This window comes from Propionivibrio soli, from assembly GCF_025770765.1.
GTDB lineage: Bacteria > Pseudomonadota > Gammaproteobacteria > Burkholderiales > Rhodocyclaceae > Propionivibrio > Propionivibrio soli.
On the sequence record NZ_JANZKY010000022.1, the window covers coordinates 1 to 22,610 of the forward strand.

General features: G+C 61.3%; 23 protein-coding genes. 18 read left to right on the forward strand and 5 right to left on the reverse strand.

Annotated features, from left to right (window positions below):
* Window positions 1-314: 314 nt before the first annotated feature.
* Window positions 315-935: a hypothetical protein gene (locus tag NZ453_RS20700; protein WP_263772848.1), complete on the reverse strand. Its 621-nt coding sequence runs from the start codon at window positions 933-935 to the stop codon at window positions 315-317.
* A 305-nt stretch (window positions 936-1,240) separates the two neighbouring features.
* On the opposite strand from NZ453_RS20700, the gene NZ453_RS20705 reads away from it, so the two are divergent.
* The 5 genes from NZ453_RS20705 to NZ453_RS20725 are packed head-to-tail and all read left to right on the forward strand — an operon-like array spanning window position 1,241 to window position 4,136.
* Window positions 1,241-1,558, forward strand: a complete 318-nt coding sequence (locus NZ453_RS20705) for an ArsR/SmtB family transcription factor (protein WP_263772849.1) — start codon at window positions 1,241-1,243, stop codon at window positions 1,556-1,558.
* Window positions 1,555-2,067, forward strand: a complete 513-nt coding sequence (locus tag NZ453_RS20710; RefSeq protein ID WP_263772850.1) for an arsenate reductase ArsC — start codon at window positions 1,555-1,557, stop codon at window positions 2,065-2,067. Before NZ453_RS20705 ends, NZ453_RS20710 begins: the two co-directional genes overlap by 4 nt.
* Complete coding sequence (arsB, locus tag NZ453_RS20715; protein WP_263772851.1) at window positions 2,064-3,137, forward strand: ACR3 family arsenite efflux transporter; 1,074 nt, start codon at window positions 2,064-2,066, stop codon at window positions 3,135-3,137. Before NZ453_RS20710 ends, arsB begins: the two co-directional genes overlap by 4 nt.
* Entirely contained in the window at window positions 3,118-3,567 is a 450-nt protein-coding gene (gene arsN2, locus NZ453_RS20720) for an arsenic resistance N-acetyltransferase ArsN2 (RefSeq protein WP_263772852.1), read from the forward strand. The genes arsB and arsN2 overlap by 20 nt, the downstream gene beginning before the upstream one ends.
* Window positions 3,564-4,136, forward strand: a complete 573-nt coding sequence (locus tag NZ453_RS20725) for an RNA polymerase sigma factor (RefSeq protein WP_263772854.1) — start codon at window positions 3,564-3,566, stop codon at window positions 4,134-4,136. Before arsN2 ends, NZ453_RS20725 begins: the two co-directional genes overlap by 4 nt.
* Before the next feature lie 44 nt (window positions 4,137-4,180).
* Here NZ453_RS20725 and NZ453_RS20730 read toward each other — a convergent pair whose 3' ends face one another.
* Window positions 4,181-4,918 carry a GntR family transcriptional regulator gene (locus NZ453_RS20730; RefSeq protein WP_263772855.1) on the reverse strand — a complete coding sequence of 246 codons (738 nt, stop codon included), beginning with the start codon at window positions 4,916-4,918 and terminating at the stop codon, window positions 4,181-4,183.
* 280 nt (window positions 4,919-5,198) lie between these two features.
* Here NZ453_RS20730 and NZ453_RS20735 point away from each other — a divergent pair, with 280 nt between their 5' ends.
* The 11 genes from NZ453_RS20735 to NZ453_RS20785 all read left to right on the forward strand — a co-directional run bounded on the left by NZ453_RS20735 (window position 5,199) and on the right by NZ453_RS20785 (window position 13,491).
* Window positions 5,199-6,500, forward strand: coding sequence for an SLC13 family permease (locus NZ453_RS20735; RefSeq protein ID WP_263772856.1), 1,302 nt, complete (start codon window positions 5,199-5,201; stop codon window positions 6,498-6,500).
* A 9-nt stretch (window positions 6,501-6,509) separates the two neighbouring features.
* Window positions 6,510-7,343: a DUF6282 family protein gene (locus NZ453_RS20740; RefSeq protein WP_263772857.1), complete on the forward strand. Its 834-nt coding sequence runs from the start codon at window positions 6,510-6,512 to the stop codon at window positions 7,341-7,343.
* A gap of 173 nt (window positions 7,344-7,516) precedes the next feature.
* On the forward strand, window positions 7,517-8,062 hold the full coding sequence (locus tag NZ453_RS20745; protein ID WP_263772858.1) for a putative zinc-binding protein: 546 nt from the start codon (window positions 7,517-7,519) through the stop codon (window positions 8,060-8,062).
* Between the two features lie 13 nt (window positions 8,063-8,075).
* Window positions 8,076-8,324 carry a carboxymuconolactone decarboxylase family protein gene (locus NZ453_RS20750; RefSeq protein ID WP_263772859.1) on the forward strand — a complete coding sequence of 83 codons (249 nt, stop codon included), beginning with the start codon at window positions 8,076-8,078 and terminating at the stop codon, window positions 8,322-8,324.
* Window positions 8,325-8,355: 31 nt separating this feature from the next.
* The gene (gene sigZ / locus NZ453_RS20755) at window positions 8,356-8,949 is read left to right on the forward strand and encodes an RNA polymerase sigma factor SigZ (RefSeq protein ID WP_263772860.1); all 594 of its coding nucleotides are present in this window, start codon (window positions 8,356-8,358) and stop codon (window positions 8,947-8,949) included.
* Between the two features lie 212 nt (window positions 8,950-9,161).
* Window positions 9,162-9,668: a hypothetical protein gene (locus tag NZ453_RS20760; protein WP_263772861.1), complete on the forward strand. Its 507-nt coding sequence runs from the start codon at window positions 9,162-9,164 to the stop codon at window positions 9,666-9,668.
* A gap of 37 nt (window positions 9,669-9,705) precedes the next feature.
* Complete coding sequence (locus tag NZ453_RS20765; protein WP_263772862.1) at window positions 9,706-10,413, forward strand: hypothetical protein; 708 nt, start codon at window positions 9,706-9,708, stop codon at window positions 10,411-10,413.
* A 191-nt stretch (window positions 10,414-10,604) separates the two neighbouring features.
* Window positions 10,605-11,048 carry a thioredoxin TrxC gene (gene trxC / locus NZ453_RS20770; protein ID WP_263772864.1) on the forward strand — a complete coding sequence of 148 codons (444 nt, stop codon included), beginning with the start codon at window positions 10,605-10,607 and terminating at the stop codon, window positions 11,046-11,048.
* Window positions 11,049-11,262: 214 nt separating this feature from the next.
* A complete protein-coding gene (locus NZ453_RS20775; RefSeq protein WP_263772866.1) occupies window positions 11,263-12,330 on the forward strand; it encodes a permease in 1,068 nt (355 codons plus the stop codon).
* Between the two features lie 51 nt (window positions 12,331-12,381).
* Window positions 12,382-13,161, forward strand: a complete 780-nt coding sequence (locus NZ453_RS20780) for a pyrroline-5-carboxylate reductase family protein (protein ID WP_263772867.1) — start codon at window positions 12,382-12,384, stop codon at window positions 13,159-13,161.
* 99 nt (window positions 13,162-13,260) lie between these two features.
* Window positions 13,261-13,491 (forward strand): thioredoxin family protein, encoded by a 231-nt coding sequence (locus NZ453_RS20785; RefSeq protein ID WP_263772868.1) that lies wholly within the window; start codon window positions 13,261-13,263, stop codon window positions 13,489-13,491.
* Between the two features lie 118 nt (window positions 13,492-13,609).
* Here the strand turns inward: NZ453_RS20785 and NZ453_RS20790 are convergent, their stop codons facing one another.
* Window positions 13,610-15,055, reverse strand: coding sequence for an ATP-binding protein (locus tag NZ453_RS20790; protein ID WP_263772869.1), 1,446 nt, complete (start codon window positions 15,053-15,055; stop codon window positions 13,610-13,612).
* Complete coding sequence (locus NZ453_RS20795) at window positions 15,052-15,792, reverse strand: response regulator (RefSeq protein WP_263772870.1); 741 nt, start codon at window positions 15,790-15,792, stop codon at window positions 15,052-15,054. The genes NZ453_RS20790 and NZ453_RS20795 overlap by 4 nt, the downstream gene beginning before the upstream one ends.
* A 246-nt stretch (window positions 15,793-16,038) precedes the next feature.
* Here NZ453_RS20795 and NZ453_RS20800 point away from each other — a divergent pair, with 246 nt between their 5' ends.
* Window positions 16,039-16,470: a hypothetical protein gene (locus NZ453_RS20800; RefSeq protein ID WP_263772872.1), complete on the forward strand. Its 432-nt coding sequence runs from the start codon at window positions 16,039-16,041 to the stop codon at window positions 16,468-16,470.
* A 573-nt stretch (window positions 16,471-17,043) separates the two neighbouring features.
* Window positions 17,044-17,703: a response regulator transcription factor gene (locus NZ453_RS20805; protein WP_263772874.1), complete on the forward strand. Its 660-nt coding sequence runs from the start codon at window positions 17,044-17,046 to the stop codon at window positions 17,701-17,703.
* A gap of 117 nt (window positions 17,704-17,820) precedes the next feature.
* On the opposite strand, the gene NZ453_RS20810 is transcribed toward NZ453_RS20805, so the two are convergent.
* The gene (locus tag NZ453_RS20810) at window positions 17,821-22,596 is read right to left on the reverse strand and encodes a PAS domain S-box protein (RefSeq protein ID WP_263772875.1); all 4,776 of its coding nucleotides are present in this window, start codon (window positions 22,594-22,596) and stop codon (window positions 17,821-17,823) included.
* Between the last annotated feature and the right edge of the window lie 14 nt (window positions 22,597-22,610).

Below are 22,610 nucleotides of genomic sequence, written 5' to 3' on the forward strand. Positions count from 1 at the left end.
CTGCTCGGGCATCTGCGAAGCCTGCAAAAACAGCCTGAACGGATTCGGTCGTACTTCAAACACGAAAAAATTCGCTATGCCGCCTGAGCTGTTTGGTAATTTGTTGCCGGGTTAATAGTAAGCGAAACGCTGGCTTGCTGCCTCGGCATACTGCTGCTGCCAACTAGGGACTGACGAGAATAGAGAGCAGTTCGGGGAATGCCAACGTTGAGAAAAGACCTCGATTGCCGATCCCGATAGAGCCGCACGGGGGCCAAGTCGTTTCGGCGCCAACATGTTTGATTTACTGAACCGAACAGTCATGAATTCTCCCTCTATGGTGATTTCATGTTTGGCTCGTCAGCCACGCACCTGTAGTAACAACGGTCCCAGTTAAATGCCTCGCCTCGTTTCTGTGCGATGCCCTGTGTCATTCTGCAGGTGTCGGTACAGGAGCGAAGCCACCACTCGTGCTTGTCCTTTTGTTCTTGCTCGCGTGCCATGTTGTCGCGTTCTGAAGAGGCTTCCCCCGAGCCGATAACCATAGAAGTTTTGTACTCGACGACCTTGCCGCCAAACGAATTCTTCTTCACCAAAGGGCCTTCCAGCTTTGCGCCATCGTTACCGATTACTGGCCAAGTATTGGGAGGCTGCACGGCTGCAATAGGCATGGACATCTCAATTGTGTACTTGCCTGGATTTAGTGCATTTCCCTTCTGCGAAAACTCAGCAGAGCGAAACGTGCCTGCTTTGACCTTTACTTTGTCTTGAGCCATATACTGACTTTCCTTTCGAGAGATAGTGATCATGAGATCAATCCCGTCCGGAAGGTTTGTCACCCCCGTAATGGTGGGCTTGCTTCCGCGGTCGGCTTTGGCTACTAGCGTGACATTGAGGGCCAGTGCGGACCCGGAAAAGAAACACAGGGACAAAAGGAGGCAAGTTGTTATTTTCATTCCGTATCTGCCGTGCGCAAATGAAGTGAGTCGGAATGATAGTGCCATGTCACTTCGTTGGCATCAATTGCTGTATTTTGGCCCCTTCTGACTAGATGGGGCAACGTCGGCTTCGGGCGAACTAGAGTCGTAGGCATCGTGGAAAGAGCCTGCTGACACAAAGTTCATAAATCGAATTCGAAGCACAATGAAGGTCGGCATTTCAAGAGTCTCAACTTAAGCTGCGAAAGTCTCAACTTAAGCTGCGGACGATAATATGAGTTTCCCTCTTGCCAACATCCCGTCATTTCCATATTATTGGAATAATGGAAACGAAAGACGCTGTTCTTGCTTTGGCCGCGTTGGCCCAGGAAAGCCGCCTGGCGGTATTCCGGCTGCTTGTTCGTAATGCTCCCGAGGGATTGACCGCGGGGTTGATCGGCGAGCAGCTGGAGATGCCGGCGCCGACGCTGTCGTTTCATCTCAAAACGCTGGCGCAGGCGGGGCTCGTAAGCATGGTGCAGGAAGGGCGGTATGTTCGTTATCGCGCGGTGCTTGCCGGGGTCGATGCCCTGGTAGCCTTCCTTAAAGAGGACTGCTGCCGAGGAAATCCAAAACGTTGTTCTACGAAAGGCAGCTCATGAGTTCCCGTCCGTTCATCAACGTGCTGGTGTTGTGCACCGGCAACTCCGCCCGCTCTATTCTGGCCGAGGCGCTCTTCAATCATCTCGGTGCGGGTCGCGTGCGGGCTTACTCGGCCGGCAGCCACCCGGCGGGAATCGTTAACCCCATGGCGCTGGAAACGCTGGCGCGTCATAGCATTCAAGCTCCCGCTGATGTACGCAGCAAATCGTGGGATGAATTCGCTGCGCTAGGAGCGCCGCATTTCGATTACATCTTCACGGTGTGTGCGAGCGCAGCGGGCGAGGCCTGTCCGGTCTGGCCGGGGCATCCCGCGACGATCCACTGGAGTATTGCAGACCCGGCGCATATTGAACCGGAGGAGGCGCGGCGCGAGGCATTCGAGAGGGCTTTCCGCTCGTTGGAGAAGCGTATCCGGGCCTTCCTCGCGCTCGATCTCAGCGTGTTGTCCTGCAAGGATGTCGTCATGGCGGCGCGGATGATCCACGAAGCCGCATCGGAGGTCGAATGAGCGCGCAATGTGAAATCACCGCGAAGGCGGCGGCCGGAGCGCCGATGAGTGTCTTCGAGCGTTATCTCAGCGTCTGGGTCTTTCTCTGCATTGTTGCCGGTATCGTGCTGGGACAAATGCTGCCCGTGTTGTTTCAGTCGATTGGGCGCATGGAGGTCGCGCAGGTCAATCTGCCCGTCGGGCTCCTGATCTGGGTGATGATCATCCCAATGCTGGTCAAGGTGGATTTCGGCGCCTTGCACGAGGTGCGTCAACACGTGCGCGGGATCGGCGTTACGTTGTTCGTCAATTGGCTGGTCAAGCCGTTCTCGATGGCCTTTCTCGGGTGGCTTTTCGTGCGCCAGGTCTTTGCGCCGCATCTTCCCGCGGGGCAGATCGACAGCTACATCGCGGGACTCATCCTGCTCGCCGCCGCACCGTGCACGGCGATGGTCTTTGTGTGGAGCCGGTTGTCGAATGGCGACCCGCTTTTTACGCTGTCGCAGGTGGCGCTCAACGATACGATCATGATCTTCGCCTTCGCGCCCCTGGTCGGCTTCCTGCTCGGTATTTCGGCGATCACTGTGCCTTGGGATACCTTGTTTACGTCGGTCGTCCTGTACATCGTGATTCCGTTGATCCTCGCGCAGTTCTGGCGCAAGTCGTTGCTCTCGCGCGGGCAGGCGGCGTTCGATGCGGCGATGGAGAAGATCGGCCCCTGGTCGATCACGGCGCTTCTCGCCACGCTCGTGCTGCTGTTCGCCTTTCAGGGCAAGGCCATCATCGACCAGCCGCTCGTCATCGCGCTGCTCGCCGTGCCGATCCTGATCCAGGTCTTCTTCAATTCGGCGCTTGCTTACGGGCTCAATCGCGCGCTCGGCGAAAAGCACAACGTCGCCTGTCCGTCAGCGCTGATCGGCGCGTCGAACTTCTTCGAACTCGCCGTCGCGGCAGCGATCAGCCTGTTCGGTTTCGAGTCCGGTGCCGCGCTGGCGACGGTGGTGGGCGTGCTGATTGAAGTGCCGGTGATGCTCGGAGTGGTGAAGGTCGTTAATGCCAGCAAGGATTGGTATGAAAGAAGAAACGCTTGAGTTGCGCCGCGCCCAGGAAGCGGATCTACCTGCCATCAGGGCGTTGCTCGAAAGCTGCAGTTTGCCGACCGGCGACCTCGCTGAATCGCTTCCCGGTTCGTTCTGCATCGGCGAGGTCGATGGCGAGATCGTCGGCGTCTCCGGCGTGGAGATGTTCGGATCAAACGGCTTGCTGCGCTCCCTCGCTGTCGCCCCGCCAAGGCGCGGCCGCGGCTTGGCGGCGCGGTTGGTCGACTGGTGCGAAGACCAGGCGCGACGGGACCGCGTGACGGCGCTCTATTTGCTGACGACGACCGCGGCGGACTATTTCCGCAGGCGCGGATACGACGACGTACCGCGAGAGTCAGCGCCGGCTTCCATTTCCGGCCATCCTCAATTTCGGGGACTCTGCCCGGCAAGCGCCAAGTGCCTGCGTAAGCAACTGACATGACGCAGGACGATCTGCTGCGCCTGTATCCCGCTTGTCGCAAGCAATTGGTCGCCAGCCTCTCGCGTCTGGTCGGCCCCACCGAAGCCGAAGATGTAGCCGACGAGACGTTGGTGCGCGCTACAAAAGCGATTGGCGATTTCCGAGAGGACGCAGCGCTATCCACGTGGCTGCATCGGATCGGGATGAATCTTGCCTACGATCTCCTGCGCAAGCAGCAGCGGCAACCTTGCGTTTCGGTTGAGGATAGCGCCCACGATGGCGCGGGCGCCGACATTCCTATCGAGGCTGACGATACGGAAGACATCGAACGTCGCCAGATGAGCCAATGCGTCCAGGAACTCATGGGGCGGCTGCTGCCCGAACAACGATACGTTCTCGCCCAGGCGGACATGCACGACCGCAAAGTTGCGGAAATTGCCAAAGATGAAGGGATAACGACCGGCAACGCGAAGATACGTTTGCATCGTGCGCGGCGGGCGATGAAATCGGTGCTGGAAAAACACTGCGAGGTGCTTCAGGAAGCCGATGGCGTATGTCGGTGCGTTCCAAAAAACAGAATTCCGAGCTAAACCCTGTTATTTTTTTCGAGGCGGACCAGCCTAGCGTAGCGCTGTCAGCAGATGTCGATCTGATAACGGAAGGTATCGGCGGCGCCGTGCGAACGGCGCCATTCGATGGGCTTACGGTCGAATCCCAAGGCAAGCCGCTCGATGACGACGACGGGTTTGCCTTCCTTGATCCCGAGCGCCTTGGCAACGGCGGCATTGGCCGAGTCGACCGTCAGCGTTTCTTTCGCCGAGGCGATGACCTGTCCGCAACGTGACTCGTAGAACGGGTAGAGCAGATTTTCGAAGTCGGCGAGTTCGATGTTCAACAACGAGGCGAAGCGTGCCTTCGGAAGCCAAATCTCCTCGACGAGGACGACCAGACCGTCGATCAGGCGCAACCGGTCGAGACGGATTGCCTTGGACTTTGCTGTCAGACCCAACTCCGCCGCGACGTGCTCGGGGGGGGGCTCGACGGTACGCGAGAGAACTCTCCCCTCGGGCACCGTGCGTCCGCCTTCGCTAGTTAGGTGACGGAAAAAGCGGAAGAGCGATCCGTCGAAACTTGGCCGCCGCACGAAGGTGCCGCGACCTTGCGCGCGTTCCAGTAGACCTTCTGCGACGAGCACGTCTACGGCTTTCCTGATCGTTCCCACGGCGACGCCGTAGATTTTCGTGAGCTCGGCCTCGGTGGGAATTGCCTGATCCGGGCGCCACTCCCCGGCGGTAATTTTTTCCGCCATTTCGTCGCGTAACCGTTGGTAGAGGGGGAGGCGTTCATCTTGCGCCAGCATGCCTGAATTCATACAGCCGTCCGGATGTCCAGAAGGCTGACAACTCTATCTGCATGGGGGCAATAAGTCCAATCGCGGCGTTGCTTCGGAGTCACTTGACATCCCGATTCCGTGCGCCTAGCATGCGCTTCAATTCATATATATGAATAGATGAATCGGTCGTCGGTGTCGGGGATGTCGAAAACGAGAAAGATAGTCTCAGTTCCCGAAACAAACCGGTCGTTGTCGTTGTGGGGCTCGCCGGACGACGATCGTACGTACATATAGCTAGAAGATAACAGGGGGAAGAGTCATGATGAGTTTGGTCGTCGTAGTTGCGATCGTGATCTCGATCGCGCTGGGTTATAGAACAAAGATAAACACAGGTTTCTTCGCCATTGCGTTCGCTTACCTGATCGGATGTTTCGCGATGGACGTGAAGGCTCCAGACATCGTGAAGATGTGGCCGATCAGCATCTTCTTCGTCATCTTCGCAGTGTCGATCTTCTACAACTTTGCCCTGGTGAATGGCACGCTGGAGAAGCTCGCCGGGCACCTGATGTACGGTTGCCGAAAGTTCCCGCACATGCTGCCATTCGCCGTGTTCCTGGCGGCGACGCTGATCGCCGGCATGGGTGCCGGTTTCTACACGGTGCTCGCGTTCATGGCGCCGATCACGCTATTGCTGTGTGAGAAGACCGGCATGGGCAAGATGATTGGCGCGATGGCGGTCAACTATGGTGCGCTGGCGGGTGCGAATTTCATGGCCAGCCAGAGCGGTCTGATCTTCCGCGGTCTTATGCAAACGGCCGGCCTATCGGCTGACGCGGCGTTTGTCGATTCGATCGGGATTTTCGTAAGCACGATGGTGATTCCGGTCCTCGTTCTCGGTTTCCTCGTGTTCTTCACCGACCACCGGAAGACGATGAGCAACGGCGTCGCGCTTTCCGAACGTCCCGCGCCCTTTGACCGCCACCAGAAGACGACGCTGTTTCTGATCGCGCTGATGATGGGAATCGTACTCGCCGCTCCGCTCCTGCACTTGGCGCTGCCTGCCAACAAGACGATCACTTTCGTCAATTCGAAGATGGACATCGGCCTCGTCGCCAGCGTGTTCGTGGTCATCGCCTTGCTGTTGAAGCTAGGCGACGAGAAGAAGGTCATCGCCATGGTGCCGTGGAGTACGCTGATCATGATCTGCGGCGTCGGTATGTTGATCTCGGTGGCTATCAAAGCTGGAACAATCAACCAACTGGCGGCATGGATCGGAACCAGCCTGCCGAAGATTCTCGTGCCGCTCGCGATGTGCGTGGTGGCGGCAATCATGTCGCTGTTTTCGAGCACGCTCGGTGTGGTCACGCCCGCGCTGTTCCCGCTCGTACCGTCGTTGTCCTCGTCACTGGGGATCGAGCCGATGCTCCTGTTCATCGCCATCGTCGTAGGCGCCCAAGCGTCAGCGATTTCACCGTTCTCCTCTGGCGGTAGCCTCGTGCTTGGGGCGTGCGTGACGGAAGAAGGGCGTAGTGAATTGTTCCCGCAGCTGTTGTTCCGAGCCGTGCCGATCGGATTCGTGGCTGCGCTGTTGCTTTCCATCGGGCTCCTCTTCGTCTTCTAGATAATTGTCATGAGCACATCGGAAACCTTGTTGCAAGGCGTCGTCGACATCCACATCCACACCAATCCGGACATACGCCTCCGGCGCCTCTCCGACTTGCAGCTCGCCGCCGAAGCACGGCGGGTCGGGGCTCGGGCCATCGTCATCAAGTCCCATCTGGTAACGACCATGGACCGGGCGACGATTGCCCGCGAAGCTGTACCGGGCATCGACGTGTTCGGAGGCATCGTCCTCAATCCGCATGTCGGCGGCCTTAATGCCGTCGCAGTCGATACGGCGATCAAGCTGGGTGCAAAGATCGTCTGGCTGCCGACATCGTTTTCTGCCAACGAACGAAAACGGCAGGGCAAGAGCGACGGGATCGAGACGGTGATGGGCGGCAAGGCCGCCCCAGCGCTGATTCCGATCCTGAAAATGGTGGCCGAGGCCGATATCGCGCTCGGCACCGGGCACGGGACGCCAGCGGAAATACTGGTTGTCGTCGAGGAGGCCAGGAAACAGGGAGTGGGAAAAATCATCGTCAATCATCCCGAATGGACAACGATTGATATGTCGATTGACGACCAGAAGCGGCTCGCGCAATTCGACGTGTTCTTCGAGCGTTGTTACGCGCGTAACGTCGGCGGTGCGTACGAGAAGAACTTCCACCGCAATCTGAAAGCGATGGAGGCCATCGGTTTCGAATCGACGATCGTTGCGACCGATGGTGGCCAGGTTGAAAATCCGATGTGGAGTGAAGCGCTGGCTGAATACATACGTTTCCTGAGACAGGCCGGCGTACCGTCGGCAGCCCTGGACCGGATGACGAAGGCCAATCCAGCGCGCGTTCTGGGATTGAGCTAACACGGTACTTGCCATTGCCCTGAGGGTGGCCTAGTCACGGGCGAGCCGCGCACGTTTTCTCCACCGACGTATCCTTTTTGTAGGCTGATTCGTCCAACCGGTGTGCCAACAGTGCACACCTCGCGGAAGGGGCCGCATGCCTTCCGCTAGCCCACCAAAGAAAGGACGAAACAATGAAGGATGCGAACGACCGGTTCTCGCTCGATGTCGATGCGGTGGCCGGATACTGTCCCTCGGGCGAAGCCTGGGCGGAAGACAAGATCGCCCGCGGTGCCGTTCCGGTGCTCTCGTGCGAAGGCCCGTGCATTCGGGGCGAGATTGCGCGCCTTTCGGCCAATCTCGTGGCCAGACAGCCGCCGTACGCGCGAGCGTGTTATGCGGAAACGATCCTCGTGCCGCACTCCGCGATGGCCCGTTGGGTCAAGCAAGCCGAAGAAGTGGTTGTCATCGATGGTTGTTTCCTCAAATGCATCGGGCGCGTGGTGAACAACCTCGTGGATCGCGAGCGAGTTGTGCACATCGATGCGCTCCCCTTGCACAAGCGGTTCTCGAAGGTCTTCCACATGGATGACGTCGCCGAAGCCGAGCGGCGCGACACGGCACAAAGCGTCGCCGAGAAGATTCTCGGTCTCTTGAAGGATCGCGGTACCTCGTCGAAACCGGATGTTACGCACCGCGATTGCGCTTCCGTTTGCGCCGCCGTAGAAAAAACCCGCTGAGAGGAGAATCAAAATGCTCGACGAAAGAACGAACGATCTGGTTGCCATCGGTGCGTCGGTAACGGCCAACTGCCAGCCGTGCCTCGATCATCACGTGGCGAGTGCGAGAAATCACGGTGTCAGTGACGAAGACATCAGCGCAGCGGTCGAGGTCGGCAAGCAGGTTCGCCGTGGCGCAGGTGCGGCGATGGACAAGAAAGTCGTCGATGTCCTCGCGAAAGCCGCATCCGCCTGCGCTCCAAGCGGATGCGGCTGCGGCTGACCGAAGGGCTGGCGTTGTGCAAGAATGAGCCATGGACGGCAAGACCGACTATCAATGCCTCAACAAGGCCTGGCGAGCGCACAAGAAAGAGATTCGCAGCTTTCTTGTGCACCGCATGGGCGATGCGGCGGCGGCTGACGATCTCCTGCAGGAGCTTTTTCTCAAGGCGCTCATGCTAGGAAGGGGCTTCTGCGACATCGACAACCGGCGGGCATGGCTCTTTCAGGTGGCGCGCAATCTGCTCGTCGATCGCTTGCGGCTCGAAAAGGATCATGCGCCGCTGCCTGACGACGTGGCCGCCGAGCCGCTCGGGGAGGTCGCCCCCGTCGATCTGCTGAGCCACTGTCTGCCGCGCGTACTGTCGGAGCTTTCGCCCGAAGATCGCGAAGCCATCGTGCTCTGCGACATTCAAGGCGTGACCCAGAAAGACTTCGCCGATCGCCACGGAATATCGCTGCCCGGAGCGAAGTCGCGCGTGCAGCGGGCTCGGCAGCGCTTGCAGGCTCAATTGGTCAGCGCGTGCAAGGTCACGTTCGACGAAGCGGGGAAAGTCTGCTGCTTCGTTCCACGTCCGCCGCTGCAGGCGCCTCTCGACTCGTCTCTCGAACCTTCCCAGAAATCGTAGTTGCCGGTTGGGGCCGTCGCGCATGGCCTGCCCGATCTCCCAGCCGCCTCCATTTGTAACGCTGTGTAACGCATCGCCGTTCTGCAACCGAGCGATGCAAAACGGCGTGCTCAAGCAACATGCCGCTTACACGTCGCGCCTCTAATGTCGCCATGGAAACGGAGTTCGTCGAATTCCGTTTCGGTTCAGACACTGGCAACGAGGAGACCGCCATGAAAACGCAATCGATCGTCAAACGTATCTTCCAAGTGACTCTGCTCGGCGCCGCCTTGGCAACGCCGGCAATGGCGCAAATGGGCCCGGGAATGGGCGGTGGATGGGGCATGGGGCCTGGCGGCGGCCCACGCATGCAGGGGTGCGTCGCAGCGCAAGGCGGCGCGGGCGCTGGCTGCATGCGCGGCATGGGCGCTGGCCGTGTAGCGGGCATGGGCCAAGGTATGGGTCGGGGGATGGGCCGCGGTATGGCCGCCGGCATGGGCCCGGGCCGGGGAACGATGGGCGGTGCCGCTGGTACCCCGGGTCGGGCGTTGATGACGCCTGAAGAACAGACCGCTCAGCAGGCGAAGATGCGCGCCGTCAAGAGCTACGACGAGTGCAAGCTCGTGCGGACGGAACACCGCACCCTGATGGAAAAGCGTGCGAAGGAGAAAGGCGTCGCGTTGTTCGCGCCGCGCGGCAATCCCTGCGACAACCTCAAAGCGCGCGGATTGATCCAGTAAGCCGCGTAACGAGACACCTTGCATGCGGAGCACGACCATGTTCAAGCCCCTGCTGATTTCTCTGTCGCTTTTTGCGCTCGCCGGATCGGCGGCTGCCGCTGACCCTATCACCGAGGCAATGCAGCGTGCCTATGCGCCGTATCGCGTGGCACTGTTCAAGACCAACGGCAAGTCGCAAGCCGAAGCGGCGCAGGCCGTCGCCGAGGCGTGGCAGGGCTGGTCACGTGTTGCGGCCGATTACGGCGCCGCACCCTCCGTGCCGTATGCGGGCGACGATCGGTTCTCCCGGACCCTCTCGGACGTGGAACGCGTATACGCGCGGGCAAGCGAACAGGTTGCCGCCAATCAACTCGCCGCCGCACACGATACGTTGGAAGAAGTGCGCGATCTGGTCGCCGACCTGCGCCGCCGCAATCAGGTGGTGACCTTCAGCGACCACATGAACGCCTATCACGCGCAAATGGAACGGTTGCTCGACGACGGTCCGAGTCTGCTTGCTGGCGCCGAGGGGCAAACGGACTTCGCGTTGCAGGCAGGGGCTTTGGACTATCTCGCGAGTCGCCTGAAGGCCGAAGCGCCGGTTGAATACCTGAAGAACGACGAGTTTCTCGCGCTGCTGGCAAACGTTGAGAAATCGATGGCCGATCTCAAGGCGGCGCTGCGCGCTCACGATGCCGCCGCAATGAAGGACGCGCTCGGCAAGGTGAAAGCGCCGTACTCGAAACTGTTCGTGAAGTTCGGGTAAGCGCTTGGCACCGTCCGAGGTACTGAAGCAGGTGCGCCACAGTCCTGGATCGTGCTGACCGACAATGCGCGAGCGAATAATGAGAGCGGCGCGCTCCCTGCCCACGCAGGGTACGGGCGGACCTCCAACCGTCCATTGAAATACCGTCGGTCGGCCATACATTAGTTATTTCTTATGGAATGGAGCGCACAATGTCCGATACCCTGCAACTCGTTTGCCCCGGTTGCGATGCCGCCAACCGGGTGGCGCGCGAGCGTATGGACGACAACCCGGTCTGCGGCCGTTGCAAGGCACCGCTGCTGACCGGCGAACCGTTCGAACTCACCGCCGCGAACTTCGATCGCCACGTCGGCAATTCGGACCTGCCGGTACTGGTCGACTTCTGGGCCCCGTGGTGCGGGCCGTGCCGTTCGATGACGCCGGTGATTGCCGCCGCCGCCAAGGCGCTCGACGGGCGGGTGCGGGTCGCCAAGCTCAACACCGAGGCCGAAGGGGCAATCGCCGCGCGGTTCGCGATTCGCTCCATCCCGACGCTCGCGATTTTTCACCACGGCAAGGTGGTCGCTCAGCGCGTCGGCGCCAGTGATCTGACGAGCCTTACCGAGTGGGTGCGCGGGGCCACCACCGGGCTGTAAGTTTTAACCTTCGGCGATCGGCGGTCTCTCGTCGACCGCACGTTCTGCCTTGAGCGCGGTGTAGTTGCTTACGGCGCCGTCGGGCCTAAGCTGCCTCCGGCGCTGGCATGTGCGTATAGGCGGTACCGGCTCCGAAAACTCCGGCCCGGACCCTGCATCCTTTTTGTCCCTCGTTCGTCTCCCCCTCTGAGACCAACACAACTCGGGGGATTTCGTGACAGATTCATCCATCACCTTGCCGGCCACGGCGCAGAAGCGCTGGTTGGCCGGCCTTGCCGGCGCGGCGCTGCTCTGGTTCTTCGCGTATAGCCGGCTTGACGTATTTGCCGACAGTGTCGTAACGGCCTTCGGGCTCGACCGGAACACACATTTCGGCGAGGCGGTTCACTTTTTCGTCTTCGATACGCCGAAAGTGCTCCTGCTGCTCGTCGCCGTCGTTTTCGTGATGGGCGTAGTGCAGACCTTCTTTGCCCCGGAGCGCACGCGCACCTTGCTTGCCGGGCGCCGCCTCGGAATCGGCAACGTTCTGGCGGCGACGCTCGGCATCGTGACGCCGTTCTGTTCGTGCTCGGCCGTGCCTTTGTTCATCGGCTTTCTCTCGGCCGGCGTGCCGCTCGGCGTGACGTTCTCGTTCCTGATCTCGGCGCCGATGGTGAACGAAGTGGCTCTCGTGCTCCTCTTCGGCCTGTTCGGCTGGAAGGTGGCCGCGCTTTACCTGGCGATGGGCTTGCTGGTGGCGATCGTTGCGGGGTTGGTGATCGGCCGCCTGGGAATGGAAAAGCATCTCGAAGACTGGGTGCGGAAGATCCAGGCCTCGCCCGCGATTGCTTCCGACGCGGAGTCGCTGCATTGGGTGGAACGTTTTGAGTCCGGCACCCGGCATGTGCGTCAGATCGTCGGCAAGGTGTGGGTGTACGTGCTCATGGGCATCGCCCTTGGCGCTGGAATCCATGGTTACGTGCCGGAATCGTTCATGGCCTCATTCATGGGGCGCGACGTATGGTGGGCGGTGCCGGCCGCCGTGCTCCTTGGTGTGCCGATGTATTCGAATGCCGCGGGAATCATCCCGATCGTCCAGGCGCTGCTCGGCAAGGGGGCCGCGCTCGGTACCGTGCTCGCGTTCATGATGGCCGTGATCGCACTCTCCGCCCCCGAACTCATCATCCTGCGCAAGGCTCTGCGTCCGGCGCTGATCGCGACCTTTGTCGGTGTTGTTGCATCAGGAATCATGTTGGTGGGGTATGTCTTCAACGCGGTATTCCAGTCGGTGATCCTCGGATAACCGCTTTCCAAAACTCCAGATCGCTCGATCCAAACAAACAAGGAGGAAGAAATGGCTCAATCGAATCAAACCGTGAGTTTCATCGGATCCGGAAGGGTCGCCCATATCATGCTCGGTGGCTGGGCGCGTGCGAAAAAGATGCCGGCGAACGTCGTCGCGTACGACGCCAACTCGGTCGCCATCGCGGCCCTGCAGGCGGCTTTCCCGGCGGTAAAGGCCGCTGCGCTGGAGGAGGCCGCGGCGGCTGACGTCGTCTTTGCGGCTGTCCATCCGCCGGTCATGGGCGAGACACTGGACCGTATCGCCGGGCAGTTACGCACGGACACCATCGTCTGTTCGCTGGCGCCCAAGGTGAAACTGGCTGCCCTGAAGGAGCGGCTCGGCGGATTCTCACGCGTGGTACGCATGAACCCGAATGCCCCGAGCATTATCGGCCACGGCTACAATCCGGTCGCCTTCGGGGAGGGGCTGCCGGCCGCGGCGCGCCATGCGTTTTTCGAACTTCTCCAGCCCCTCGGTCAGATGCCCGAAGTTCCTGAAGACCGACTGGAAACCTATGCGGTGATCAGCGCCATGGGACCGACGTATTTCGGCTTCCAGTTCGCGACCGTCGATGCGCTCGCGCAATCGTTCGGGCTCGACCCCGATGCCTCGCGTGCGGCGATGCACGCCATGTTGCAGGGTACGGTCGATCTGCTGTTCGCCAGCGATGTGCCGCGGCAGCGCGCACTCGACCTCGTCCCCGTGCGTCCGCTGGCGGAAAGCGAGGCCGAAATCGTCGGTATGCTGCAAAGCAGGATCGGCGCGATGCACGCCAAGCTGACGAGCTGACGAGGCCAGGTCCGCACGGGGATGAACTGCGTACGGACTCTCCGCCAGCCGCGGAGAAAAATATCGACTTTACGACACACAAAAAAAGGGGAAATACGAATGAAAGAAGTCAAAGTACTGGGCACCGGGTGCGCCAACTGCCGCAATACGGTGGCCCTCGTCGAACAGGTGGCGCGCGAGAAAGGCGCCGCGATCAAGCTCGATAAGGTCGAGGATCTGCCGTCGATCATGAGCTATGGCGTGATGTCGACACCCGGTGTGGTCATCGACGGCAAGGTCGTGCATGCCGGCGGGGTGCCGTCGCGCGACAAGGTCGAAAGCTGGTTCTAAGTCTCGGCTCTGGTTTTCACGCGGCGAGGCCTTGATTTCCTCGGGGCTCCGCGCGAGGCGTTCTTGTCAAAGCAGAGCGTCCACGACGTCATCCACGCGGCGTAGCGCTCACATCATCTCAGGCGGCGTGCGAGCCGCGGGGTAGGACGAGTGCCGCGCGCAGGCCGCCCTCGCGGCGGTTTTCGAGTTTGAGATCGCCGCCGTGCAGCAAGGCGATGTCCTTGACGATCGAGAGGCCCAGGCCAACACCGCCCGTATCCCTGTTGCGCGAGGCGTCAGGACGATAGTAGGGTTCGGTCACCTTCTCAAGTTCTTCGGGGGCGATACCTTCACCCTCGTCGTCGACGGCGATAAGCAGCGTCTGGCCGTCATCTTCGACATGCAGGCGGGCGCACCGTCCGTATTTGATCGCGTTGTCGACGAGGTTCTGCAGCGCGCGGCGCAGGGCCGAGAGGCGGCCGGTGTATGGCTTTTGCGCGGCGCCTTCGACGCTGACCGGGCGACCGAGGACCGCCGCATCTTCGGCCAGGCTTTGCAGCAGGGCGTTGACGTCGATGGGGCGTGTCGGTTCGCTTTCCTGCAATCCGCGCAAGTAGTCGAGCGTACCGTCGATCATCGTCGCCATCGCCTCGAGGTCGGCGCCCATCTGTTCGCGTAGGGTGTCGTCGTCGACGAGTTCGGCTCGCAGGCGCAAGCGGGTGAGTGGCGTACGCAGGTCGTGCGAAACGGCGGCGAGGGCGCGCGCCCGTTCGTCGATCAGGCGCTTGATTCGCGTTTGCATGCGATTGAACGCCTGGGCGGCCAGCGCCGTTTCGGCCGGCCCGTCTTCAGGGAGTGGAGGAGCGTCGAGGTCGCTGCCCAGCGCGTCGGCCGCGTGGGCCAGCCGCTGCAGCGGCTTCGTGGCCAGTCGTACGGCGATCGTCACGCCGGCAAGCGTGGCCAACAGCGTCAACGCCAGTTGGAGCAGCAAATCGTTCGGTAACGCCGGTGCCGCTTCGGCATCGCGCAACGCGGAAACGCGTACCCACTGGCCGTCGTTGAGGCGCACGTCGAAGGTACGCCAGCCCATCGGGCCAGCACCCATGCCACCCATGCCGCGTCCCAGTCCTTGGCCTGGCCCCGGCGTTTGTCCGGTTGATGAGCCGGCGCCCATTCGGCCCATCCCGGCGCCCATGCCGCCGCCCATTCCTCTTCCCTGACCGGCGCCGAACGAGCGAATCTCGCGTTCGCTGCCCAGGCGCGCCGAGACGGCGTTCTGGATCGTGCCGTGAGGAACCGTCGGCGATACCTGGTTCTCGCCGATCAGCATGAGCTTCATGTCCGCCCCCTGCAGGGCGGGCAGAGCGCCCTCGCGGCGCGTCGGCTCGGTGGCTTCGAGAACACGTACGGCCTCGGCAATGCGGTCGGCCACATGGAGCCCGCGCGCCTGAGAGACGACGGCGGCGCGCTCGTCCCATTGCAGCCAGAGGCTTGTCAGCTGGGCGGCGAGCAGGCCGCCCAGCAGGATCAGCGCCATGCGCGCGAAGAGGCTCGACGGCATGAGCGAAAAGCGAGCGGTCTTCACGGGCAGGTGCTGCGAGACTCGACGGCCGAGGCGAGTACGTAACCCTCGCCGCGCACGGTCTTGATCAGTTGGGGCTCCCGGCTGTCGTCGCGCAGGCGTTGCCGCAGCCGGCTCACCTGCACGTCGATGGAGCGGTCAAAGGGTTCCGCTTCGCGTCCGTGGATGAGTTCCATCAGTTGGTCGCGATTGAGCACGCGGTTCGGGTGGTCGAGCAGGGTACGCAGCAGGCGGTACTCGCCGCCGGAGAGCGGGGTCGCGACGCCATCGGGCGCGGTGAGCAGGCGTTCGGCGGTATCCAGGCACCACCCGGCGAAACACAGGCAGCGGGCGGGTTCGGGACGAAGATTGGGCGGCAGTGCCCGCGTGCGGCGCAGGATCGTCTTGATGCGGGCCAGAAGCTCGCGCGGGTTGAACGGTTTGACAAGGTAGTCGTCGGCGCCCATCTCGATACCGATGATGCGGTCGGTCTCCTCACCACGCGCGGTGAGCATCAGGACGGGAATGTTCGCGAGATTTTGCCGAGCACGCAGGTCGCGGCAGAGCGTCAGACCGTCGGTTCCCGGCAGCATCAGGTCGAGCACGATCAGATCCACGACGCGGCGTTCGAGCGTCTGCCACATCTCGCGGCCGTCGCGCGCGGCGATCGCTTCGAAACCGTTGCGCGCGAGGTAATCCACGAGCAACCGGCGGATCTCCAGGTCGTCGTCTACGATAAGTATGCAATCGGGGTTGTCCATCACTCGGCCTACGTTGGGTCTACGTTCTTTTGCCTGCGCCTAGCGCGACAGGATGATTAAACCGCTTTTTTCCGTTTCCCGGCGCCGGGTTTGTAACCCAGTGTAACGCTCCCCGGGCACGCAACGCGGCGATGCAAATCGGTGGCTCCCGGCAACACCCCGCTTACATCTGACGTCTTTAATTGTAGCCAAGGACGAGCGGTGACCGGCGTCCTTGACCATCACCATCAACGTACAGGAGATGCTATGAAAACGATTCAATTGAAAGCAATGACGGCCGTCGTGCTGCTTGGTGCGGCGCTTGCTGCCCCGGTATTGGCTCAAGGTTCCGCGGGTTCAGCCGCGGGCAGCGATCCCGCCGTGCAGACGCCGACGCCCCGAGGCCAAGGTATGGGTCCGGGAGCGGGTGGCCGTGGCATGCGTGGCGGCCAGGCCGGGCAGGGGCGAGGGATGATGTTCAACCAGAACAATACGCGCGGCTGGGGCTTGATGACACCGCAGGAGCGAACCGAACACCAGGCGAAGATGCGCGGTGTCAAAACCTACGACGAATGCAAGACCGTACAGGCTGAACAGCACGCCGCGATGGAAGCGCGTGCCAAGGAGAAAGGCGTTACCTTGCCGATCGCTCGGCAGAATGCCTGCGATCGGATGAAGGCGCGCGGGATCATCCAGTAAGGCAACGAATTGACGGTTCGCGAGACCGCCGGCTGGTGTAAGGTGGCGGAGGAATCTTCATTTCCTCCGTCACCCGGCCTGGCGATTCACATTTCCGATTTGGCCCAAGTGTCATGGAAGTCCGGAGAAGGAGAGCGGATGGAGCGAACGCTTTACATTTCGCCCGGTCGAATAATCAGATTCGCATGCGGGCCAGCAGATTCGCACGCCGGCTTTAGCCGCAGGGCATGACGACCGCTGTTCAGCAAGATATTCGTGCCTGTCGGCAGCAATGTTGTTAACGCGCCGTTTGTCGCGCGCGAGCTTTCAGGAATGTTGGATCAGCTACCGGAGTTTTGGTGGCCGCTCCTTTTGGTATGGCCGGGAAGAGGGGTGAGCGCTTGCTCGCTTTCCCTGTGGTTTCAGCGATACCCGCGAACGATTCCTGTTCCGAGTCGTTGCGCAAGGTCAAAAACTCATCGTTCTGGCGCGAGAAGGTGACGTGAATTCATATTGTTGCAACGACAATCTCGAACTTGTATCATCTTTTTCGGCCGTTATCCTCCCGACCAACCTCTGTTGCCCGGCATATATATGAATCAAAAACAGTCCGAGCGAGCAGTGCCAAAGGTCTATCTGATCGACGACGATCCGGTAGTCACGTTTCTTCTGGTCGACCTGGCCGAATCCGTCAATCTGCCTTACGAGGTTTACGAAAGCGCCGTGAAGTTTCTCGATCACGGCGTTGAGGGACTCGAAGGCTGCATCGTCACCGACCTGCGCATGCCGGGAATGAGCGGCCTGGAACTGCAGGACGAGTTACACAAGCGCGGCGTGAACCTGCCGATCATCTTTGTTTCCGCTTACGCGGAAGTGCAGTCCGTCGTACGGGCGATGCGCGGTGGCGCGCTCGATTTCTTCCAGAAACCGTTTTCGTCGCAACAACTCATCGAACGCATCCAGGACGGGCTGCGTATCGACCGCGAACGTGCCGAACTATTGGCGCGCAACCGTCGCATGGGCGAACGCATCGCTCAGCTTACCCCGCGCGAAAAAGAAGTCCTGCAGGGCATCTTCGAAGGCAAACTGACCAAGGTGATCGCCGAGGAACTCGGCATCGGTGTACGGACGGCCGAAACCTATCGGCAACTCATCATGCAGAAACTGCAGGCGGGTTCCGTGGCCGAACTCGTCCGTTTCGTGATCGAAGCGATGCCCGAGCACCGTTCGTTCAGCGCTGACGTCCGCGAATAACGGCGCGAGCAGCCGCCTTCTCGTCCCGGCAAGCACATTCTCAATAAGCCGTTCCGAAACCCCCCTTGGCGGAGCCGATCGACGCACCCAGCTACTCCATTCAACGCTCGCGCCGGTTCACGACGCGAGCATGGTGGGCAGTCGCGTCTCGCGCGCCGTATGCAGCAGCATCAAAGCCCCCTGAAAATCGAAGACCTGAATCGCCGCCAGCATTTGTTGCCCGGTAATGCCGAGAGCCGCGCAGAGCAGCGACTTTTCGGCGCGGGCCAGCGTGCTTGCCGCGATGTCGCCGTTTTCGAGCATGTACTCAAGCCGGGACAGAATGTCCTCGCAACGATTGCGGTCGATGGTGGCCTCCGAAGCTCCGTTCCGCGGCGCTTCCTGGGCGCGTTTGAGCCCGTCGATGAGGCTGCGCAGGGCGGGGCTCAGCGCGGCAGCGGTGGACTCGATCTTCTCCGCCGGCAGTTTCTCGCGGATCGCGTCAAGCAGCGCCGCCGAACGCTCGGCCACGACGCCGGCGCCAATCAGCCCGGCGGAACCTTTCAAAGCGTGTGCCAACTGCTCGGCGACGATGAACTCGCCGGCCTTGACCGCCTCGGCAATTTTCTCGGCGTCGTGCTCGTGGCCGGTCAGGAAGAGGCCGATCACTTGATTGTATTTGTCCTCGTTGCCGCGCACCCGAGCCAGACCATTTTCGACGTCGAGTCCGGTCACGTCGGCGAGTTTCTCGCGTAGCGTGTGCTTCAGCGCGGGGGGCTGAGGCCGTGCGGTTTCCGGTTTTCCAGGCGTCGGCGATTGTGGTTTTCCCGTGGGCGGTAGCCACTTGAGCAGCACCGAGTAGAGGGTGTCCGGATCCACCGGCTTGGTGACGAAATCGTTCATTCCGGCTTCTAGGCAGCTGCGTCTGTCCTCGTCGAAGGCGTTGGCCGTCATGGCGAGGATCGGGATGTCGGAACGGCCGGAGAGCTGGCGGATCGCCCGCGTCGCTTCGAGTCCGTTCAGCTCCGGCATCTGAATGTCCATGAGGATCAGGTCGTAGCGGGTGATGCGTGCCTTGTCCACGGCCTCGCGCCCGTTTCTCGCCGAGTCGACCTGCAAGCCGGCACCGTGCAACAGCAGTTGTGCGACCTCCAGGTTTACCTCGACGTCGTCGGCGATCAGGATGCGGGCATCGGCATAGTGCAGGCGCAACTCGTCTTCGTGATGCTCAATCACCGCTTCTACGACGTTCGGCATGATGCCCACGCCGCGCTTCAGGCGTGCGGTGAGCCAGAACGTGCTGCCGTGGTGGCGTTCGCTTGCGACGCCGACCTCGCCGCCCATGAGTTGTGCCAGCCGGCGCGTAATTGCGAGGCCGAGCCCGGTGCCGCCGTACTTGCGCGTAATCGAGGTGTCGGCCTGTTCGAAGGCCTTGAAGAGTCCGGGCAGTTTTTCGGGCGCGATGCCGATCCCCGTATCCTCGACTTCGAAGCGAATCAGCAGGCCTTGCTCGTTCTCTTCGATCAGGATGGCGCGTAGCGTAATGCGGCCTTCTTGCGTGAACTTGACCGCGTTGGCGGCGTAATTGAGCAGTGCTTGGCGCAGCCGCGTCGGATCGCCGCGTAGCCAGACGGGAACGCCGCTGACGTCGAAAATGATCGGCAGCCGTTTCTCGCGCGCCTGGTTCATGATCATCGAGCGAACGTTGTCGAGAATCGCCGTCAAGGAGAAGTCCGTCTCCTCGAGTTCCATCTTGCCCGATTCGATCTTGGTGAGATCGAGAATGTTGTTGATCAGCGACAGGAGATGCGCCGCGGCCTTGTCGATCTTGTCGAGCCGATCAAGCTGGCGCGGCGTCGGACCGCTGTTGCGCAGCAGGTGCGTGAGGCCGACGATGGCATTCATCGGCGTGCGGATCTCATGGCTCATGTTGGCGAGGAAGGAACTCTTGGCGACGTTCGCCGCCTCGGCCTGAATGCGTGCGTCGGCAAGCTGCGCCGTGCGCTGTTCGACCACCTCTTCGAGATGATAGCGATAGTTCTCGAGTTCCTCGGCGAGCCGTTTCTTCTCGGTGACTTCTTCTTTAATGGCGACGTAGTGCGTGATCGTGCCGTCGACCTGGCGGATCGGGGCAATGACAGCGAACTCGATGAACAGGCTGCCATCCTTGCGCCTGTTGTAGAACTCGCCTCGCCACGAATCGCCGCGGGTCAGTGCCGCCCACATGGTCCGATAGGTCTCGGGCGGCGTCCGGCCGGAGTTGAGCAGGCGGGGGTTCTGCCCGATCGCTTCCTCGCGGCTGTAGCCAGTATGCGCGACGAAGGCTTCGTTTACATACTCGATGCACGCGTTCGTATCGGTGATGACCACCGCTTCCGGACTCTGCCCAACGGCTTCGGACAGGATGCGCAGCGTCTGTTCGGTCTTCTTGCGCTGGGTGATGTCGCGCACGGTTCCCGTCAAGTAAACGCCGTCGGCGACCTTCCAGCGCGTGATTGACACATCCATGTCGAATTCGGTGCCGTCCTTGCGCAAGCCATTGGTCTCGACGCCGTGGTCGGCGTCATGGCCTTCACTGCTGGCGAGCACCTTGTCGAGCCAGAAGCGGAAGCGCGCGTGGTGGCGATTGGGCACCAGCAGGCGGGCGGATCGCCCGGTGATTTCAACCGTGGTGTAGCCGAAGATCCGCTCGGCGGCCGGGTTCCAGGCGATGATCGAGCCACCACTGTTCACCGTGATGATCGCATCGTTCGACGATTGCGTCACCGCCTCGTAGCGTTCGATGCTGGCCCGCAATGCCATCTCGGCTTGGCGGCGGCCGGTGATGTCGGTCAACGCCAGGCGGATGACGGGTTCTTCGTCGGCGTGGGCCTGCAGCGAGCTTTCCGCATTAACGAAGAACAGGGTGTCATCGCTATGCACCAAGGCGAATTCATCACGTTGGCGATCGCCGCCTTGCATCGACAACGCCAGGAAGCGGCGCCAGCGATCTACCCCATCGGGGGCGACGAAAGATTCAAATTTGCGGTCGGCGATGAGATCGAGGCGCAAGCCGAGCAGCGAGGCGCCGGTGTTGTTGATGCGCTGGATCTCGCCTTGCGGAGAAAGCGTCAGATAAGCCACCGGCGCAAACTCGTACAAGTTGACGTACTGACTGCGCGACTCCTCGAGTTCGGTCTTGGTTTCGCGCAGGCTTTCGTTCTGCGCTCGCAATTCGGCCTGGTTCGTCTTCAGCTGCGCGTTGGCGATGTTGAGCGCCATTTCGTGCATCTTGCGCTCGGTGATGTCTTGCGCGGTGCAGAAGAGGTAGTCGAGTCGGCCATCGGTCTTGCGCACGCCTTTGACGTCGATGCCGATAAAGACGATGGACGCGTCTTTGCGCACGACGCGTTGCTCGAACGCCGCCGAATCGTGCTCGCCATCGCAGATGCGACGGATCTCGGCCGAGACGTGCTCGAAATCGTCGGCGTGGGTAATGTCGCGCAGCGTTTTTTCCAGCAGTTCTTCGCGTAGATAACCGGTGAGCGCGCAAACATGGTCGTTGACGCGCAGGAAATGGCGCGTCTCGGCTTCCATGACGAACATGCTGACGAACGGCAGGTTGAAAAAGTTATGCAGCAGTTCGTCAGCCTTCGATTGTTCGGCAAGCAACGAGAGTTGCTGCGCGTGTTCGCGATGCCGCCAGAGGAGGAACAGAGCGCCCATGATGGCGATGACGGCGGCCAAGCCGATGGCGCCGATCCACTGCCCTGTACGCCACATCGGCGCCAGCACGTCATCCCGGTCGATCTTCGCGATCAATTGCCACGGTGTGCCCTCGATCGGACGGTAGGCGGCGTACACTGGGATGCCTCGGTAGTCGAGACCACTCATCGTGCCGGGCTGGTTGTCGAGGATCGCGCGCACAGCGGGTCGGCCGGTTTGCGCCAAGGGCACACGAACCGAACCGAAAGCCCCTATTTCCTTGAGCGGGCCGAGATAGACTGCCTCATCTCCTTGGCTGTGGACAATCATCGTTTCGCCGCTTCGGCTCGGCGTGGGCCAATGGCCGAGGCGCGAGAGGACTCCGGCACCGAAGTCCACGCTCGTCACGAGGTAGCCGACGGGGGCGGCGGCCGCTCCGGGCACAGCACCGCCCTTGAGGATGGGGGCCACGAAGTGCATGACCGGCTGACCACCCTCCGTCAACGACAGCTCGCTTTGCTGTGCCCAGCGCGGCGATGTGCCCTTGTCGAAGATGGCTTTCACGTCGTCCGGTAGGCGAGGTATCTCCCCCTCGTTGAGCAGCAACTCACCGTGCGGCGAAAACAGCGATACCGATCCGTAACCCTGCGTCAGTCTCAATCCGCGCAGGTGTTTGACAAGAGAATCGCGTGCCGCGTGGTCTTTGTCGTTTTTCTGCAGGCGTTCGACCTCGTCGGTGATCACCGCCCGGGTCGAATACAGGTCGATGTCGGCCTTGCGTTCCTTCAACCACAGTTCCACTTGCTGCGCGCGCAGGCGGACGATGGCCTCCAGGCTGTTGTAGGTGTCCCGCTCGATCTGCGGCACTTGCAGCTTGACGTAAACCCAACCGAGCAGCGGGACAAACAGCGACAGCGCAAGAAAGATTAGCGCGAGGTAACGCGTGCGGTACGGGGGAGGCGTCACGGCCGCGGACGACGTTGTACTGCGTTGGGCATCTCTGGCGTGGTAAAGCAGGAGCAAATAGAGCAGAACACCGGAAACGAATACGAACAGGGCGTGCAACGACAATTCCGCCCATTGGTCCGGCGCTCCGGCGTGCTGTCCGAAAAAGATGTGCGAACCGATGATCCACGGCACCGCGACGAACGCGTAGGCGAGCGTGATTCCGACGGGCCCCAGGTTACGCATGAAACCGGACGTTTTGTTCGATTCGGGCAGTGGTGGCATGTGACGTCCAAACT

What these genes read in the sequence shown, in the direction of transcription:
- NZ453_RS20740 (WP_263772857.1), top strand. Translation starts at nt 6,510, where the DNA reads ATGAGCACATCGGAAACCTTGTTGCAAGGCGTCGTCGACATCCACATC.
- NZ453_RS20750 (WP_263772859.1), top strand. Translation starts at nt 8,076, where the DNA reads ATGCTCGACGAAAGAACGAACGATCTGGTTGCCATCGGTGCGTCGGTA.
- NZ453_RS20795 (WP_263772870.1), bottom strand. Translation starts at nt 15,792, where the DNA reads ATGGACAACCCCGATTGCATACTTATCGTAGACGACGACCTGGAGATC.
- NZ453_RS20745 (WP_263772858.1), top strand. Translation starts at nt 7,517, where the DNA reads ATGAAGGATGCGAACGACCGGTTCTCGCTCGATGTCGATGCGGTGGCC.
- NZ453_RS20760 (WP_263772861.1), top strand. Translation starts at nt 9,162, where the DNA reads ATGAAAACGCAATCGATCGTCAAACGTATCTTCCAAGTGACTCTGCTC.
- trxC (WP_263772864.1), top strand. Translation starts at nt 10,605, where the DNA reads ATGTCCGATACCCTGCAACTCGTTTGCCCCGGTTGCGATGCCGCCAAC.
- NZ453_RS20780 (WP_263772867.1), top strand. Translation starts at nt 12,382, where the DNA reads ATGGCTCAATCGAATCAAACCGTGAGTTTCATCGGATCCGGAAGGGTC.
- NZ453_RS20785 (WP_263772868.1), top strand. Translation starts at nt 13,261, where the DNA reads ATGAAAGAAGTCAAAGTACTGGGCACCGGGTGCGCCAACTGCCGCAAT.
- NZ453_RS20705 (WP_263772849.1), top strand. Translation starts at nt 1,241, where the DNA reads ATGGAAACGAAAGACGCTGTTCTTGCTTTGGCCGCGTTGGCCCAGGAA.
- NZ453_RS20800 (WP_263772872.1), top strand. Translation starts at nt 16,039, where the DNA reads ATGAAAACGATTCAATTGAAAGCAATGACGGCCGTCGTGCTGCTTGGT.
- NZ453_RS20805 (WP_263772874.1), top strand. Translation starts at nt 17,044, where the DNA reads ATGAATCAAAAACAGTCCGAGCGAGCAGTGCCAAAGGTCTATCTGATC.
- arsN2 (WP_263772852.1), top strand. Translation starts at nt 3,118, where the DNA reads ATGAAAGAAGAAACGCTTGAGTTGCGCCGCGCCCAGGAAGCGGATCTA.
- NZ453_RS20725 (WP_263772854.1), top strand. Translation starts at nt 3,564, where the DNA reads ATGACGCAGGACGATCTGCTGCGCCTGTATCCCGCTTGTCGCAAGCAA.
- NZ453_RS20735 (WP_263772856.1), top strand. Translation starts at nt 5,199, where the DNA reads ATGATGAGTTTGGTCGTCGTAGTTGCGATCGTGATCTCGATCGCGCTG.
- NZ453_RS20765 (WP_263772862.1), top strand. Translation starts at nt 9,706, where the DNA reads ATGTTCAAGCCCCTGCTGATTTCTCTGTCGCTTTTTGCGCTCGCCGGA.
- sigZ (WP_263772860.1), top strand. Translation starts at nt 8,356, where the DNA reads ATGGACGGCAAGACCGACTATCAATGCCTCAACAAGGCCTGGCGAGCG.
- NZ453_RS20810 (WP_263772875.1), bottom strand. Translation starts at nt 22,596, where the DNA reads ATGCCACCACTGCCCGAATCGAACAAAACGTCCGGTTTCATGCGTAAC.
- NZ453_RS20700 (WP_263772848.1), bottom strand. Translation starts at nt 935, where the DNA reads ATGAAAATAACAACTTGCCTCCTTTTGTCCCTGTGTTTCTTTTCCGGG.
- arsB (WP_263772851.1), top strand. Translation starts at nt 2,064, where the DNA reads ATGAGCGCGCAATGTGAAATCACCGCGAAGGCGGCGGCCGGAGCGCCG.
- NZ453_RS20710 (WP_263772850.1), top strand. Translation starts at nt 1,555, where the DNA reads ATGAGTTCCCGTCCGTTCATCAACGTGCTGGTGTTGTGCACCGGCAAC.
- NZ453_RS20730 (WP_263772855.1), bottom strand. Translation starts at nt 4,918, where the DNA reads ATGAATTCAGGCATGCTGGCGCAAGATGAACGCCTCCCCCTCTACCAA.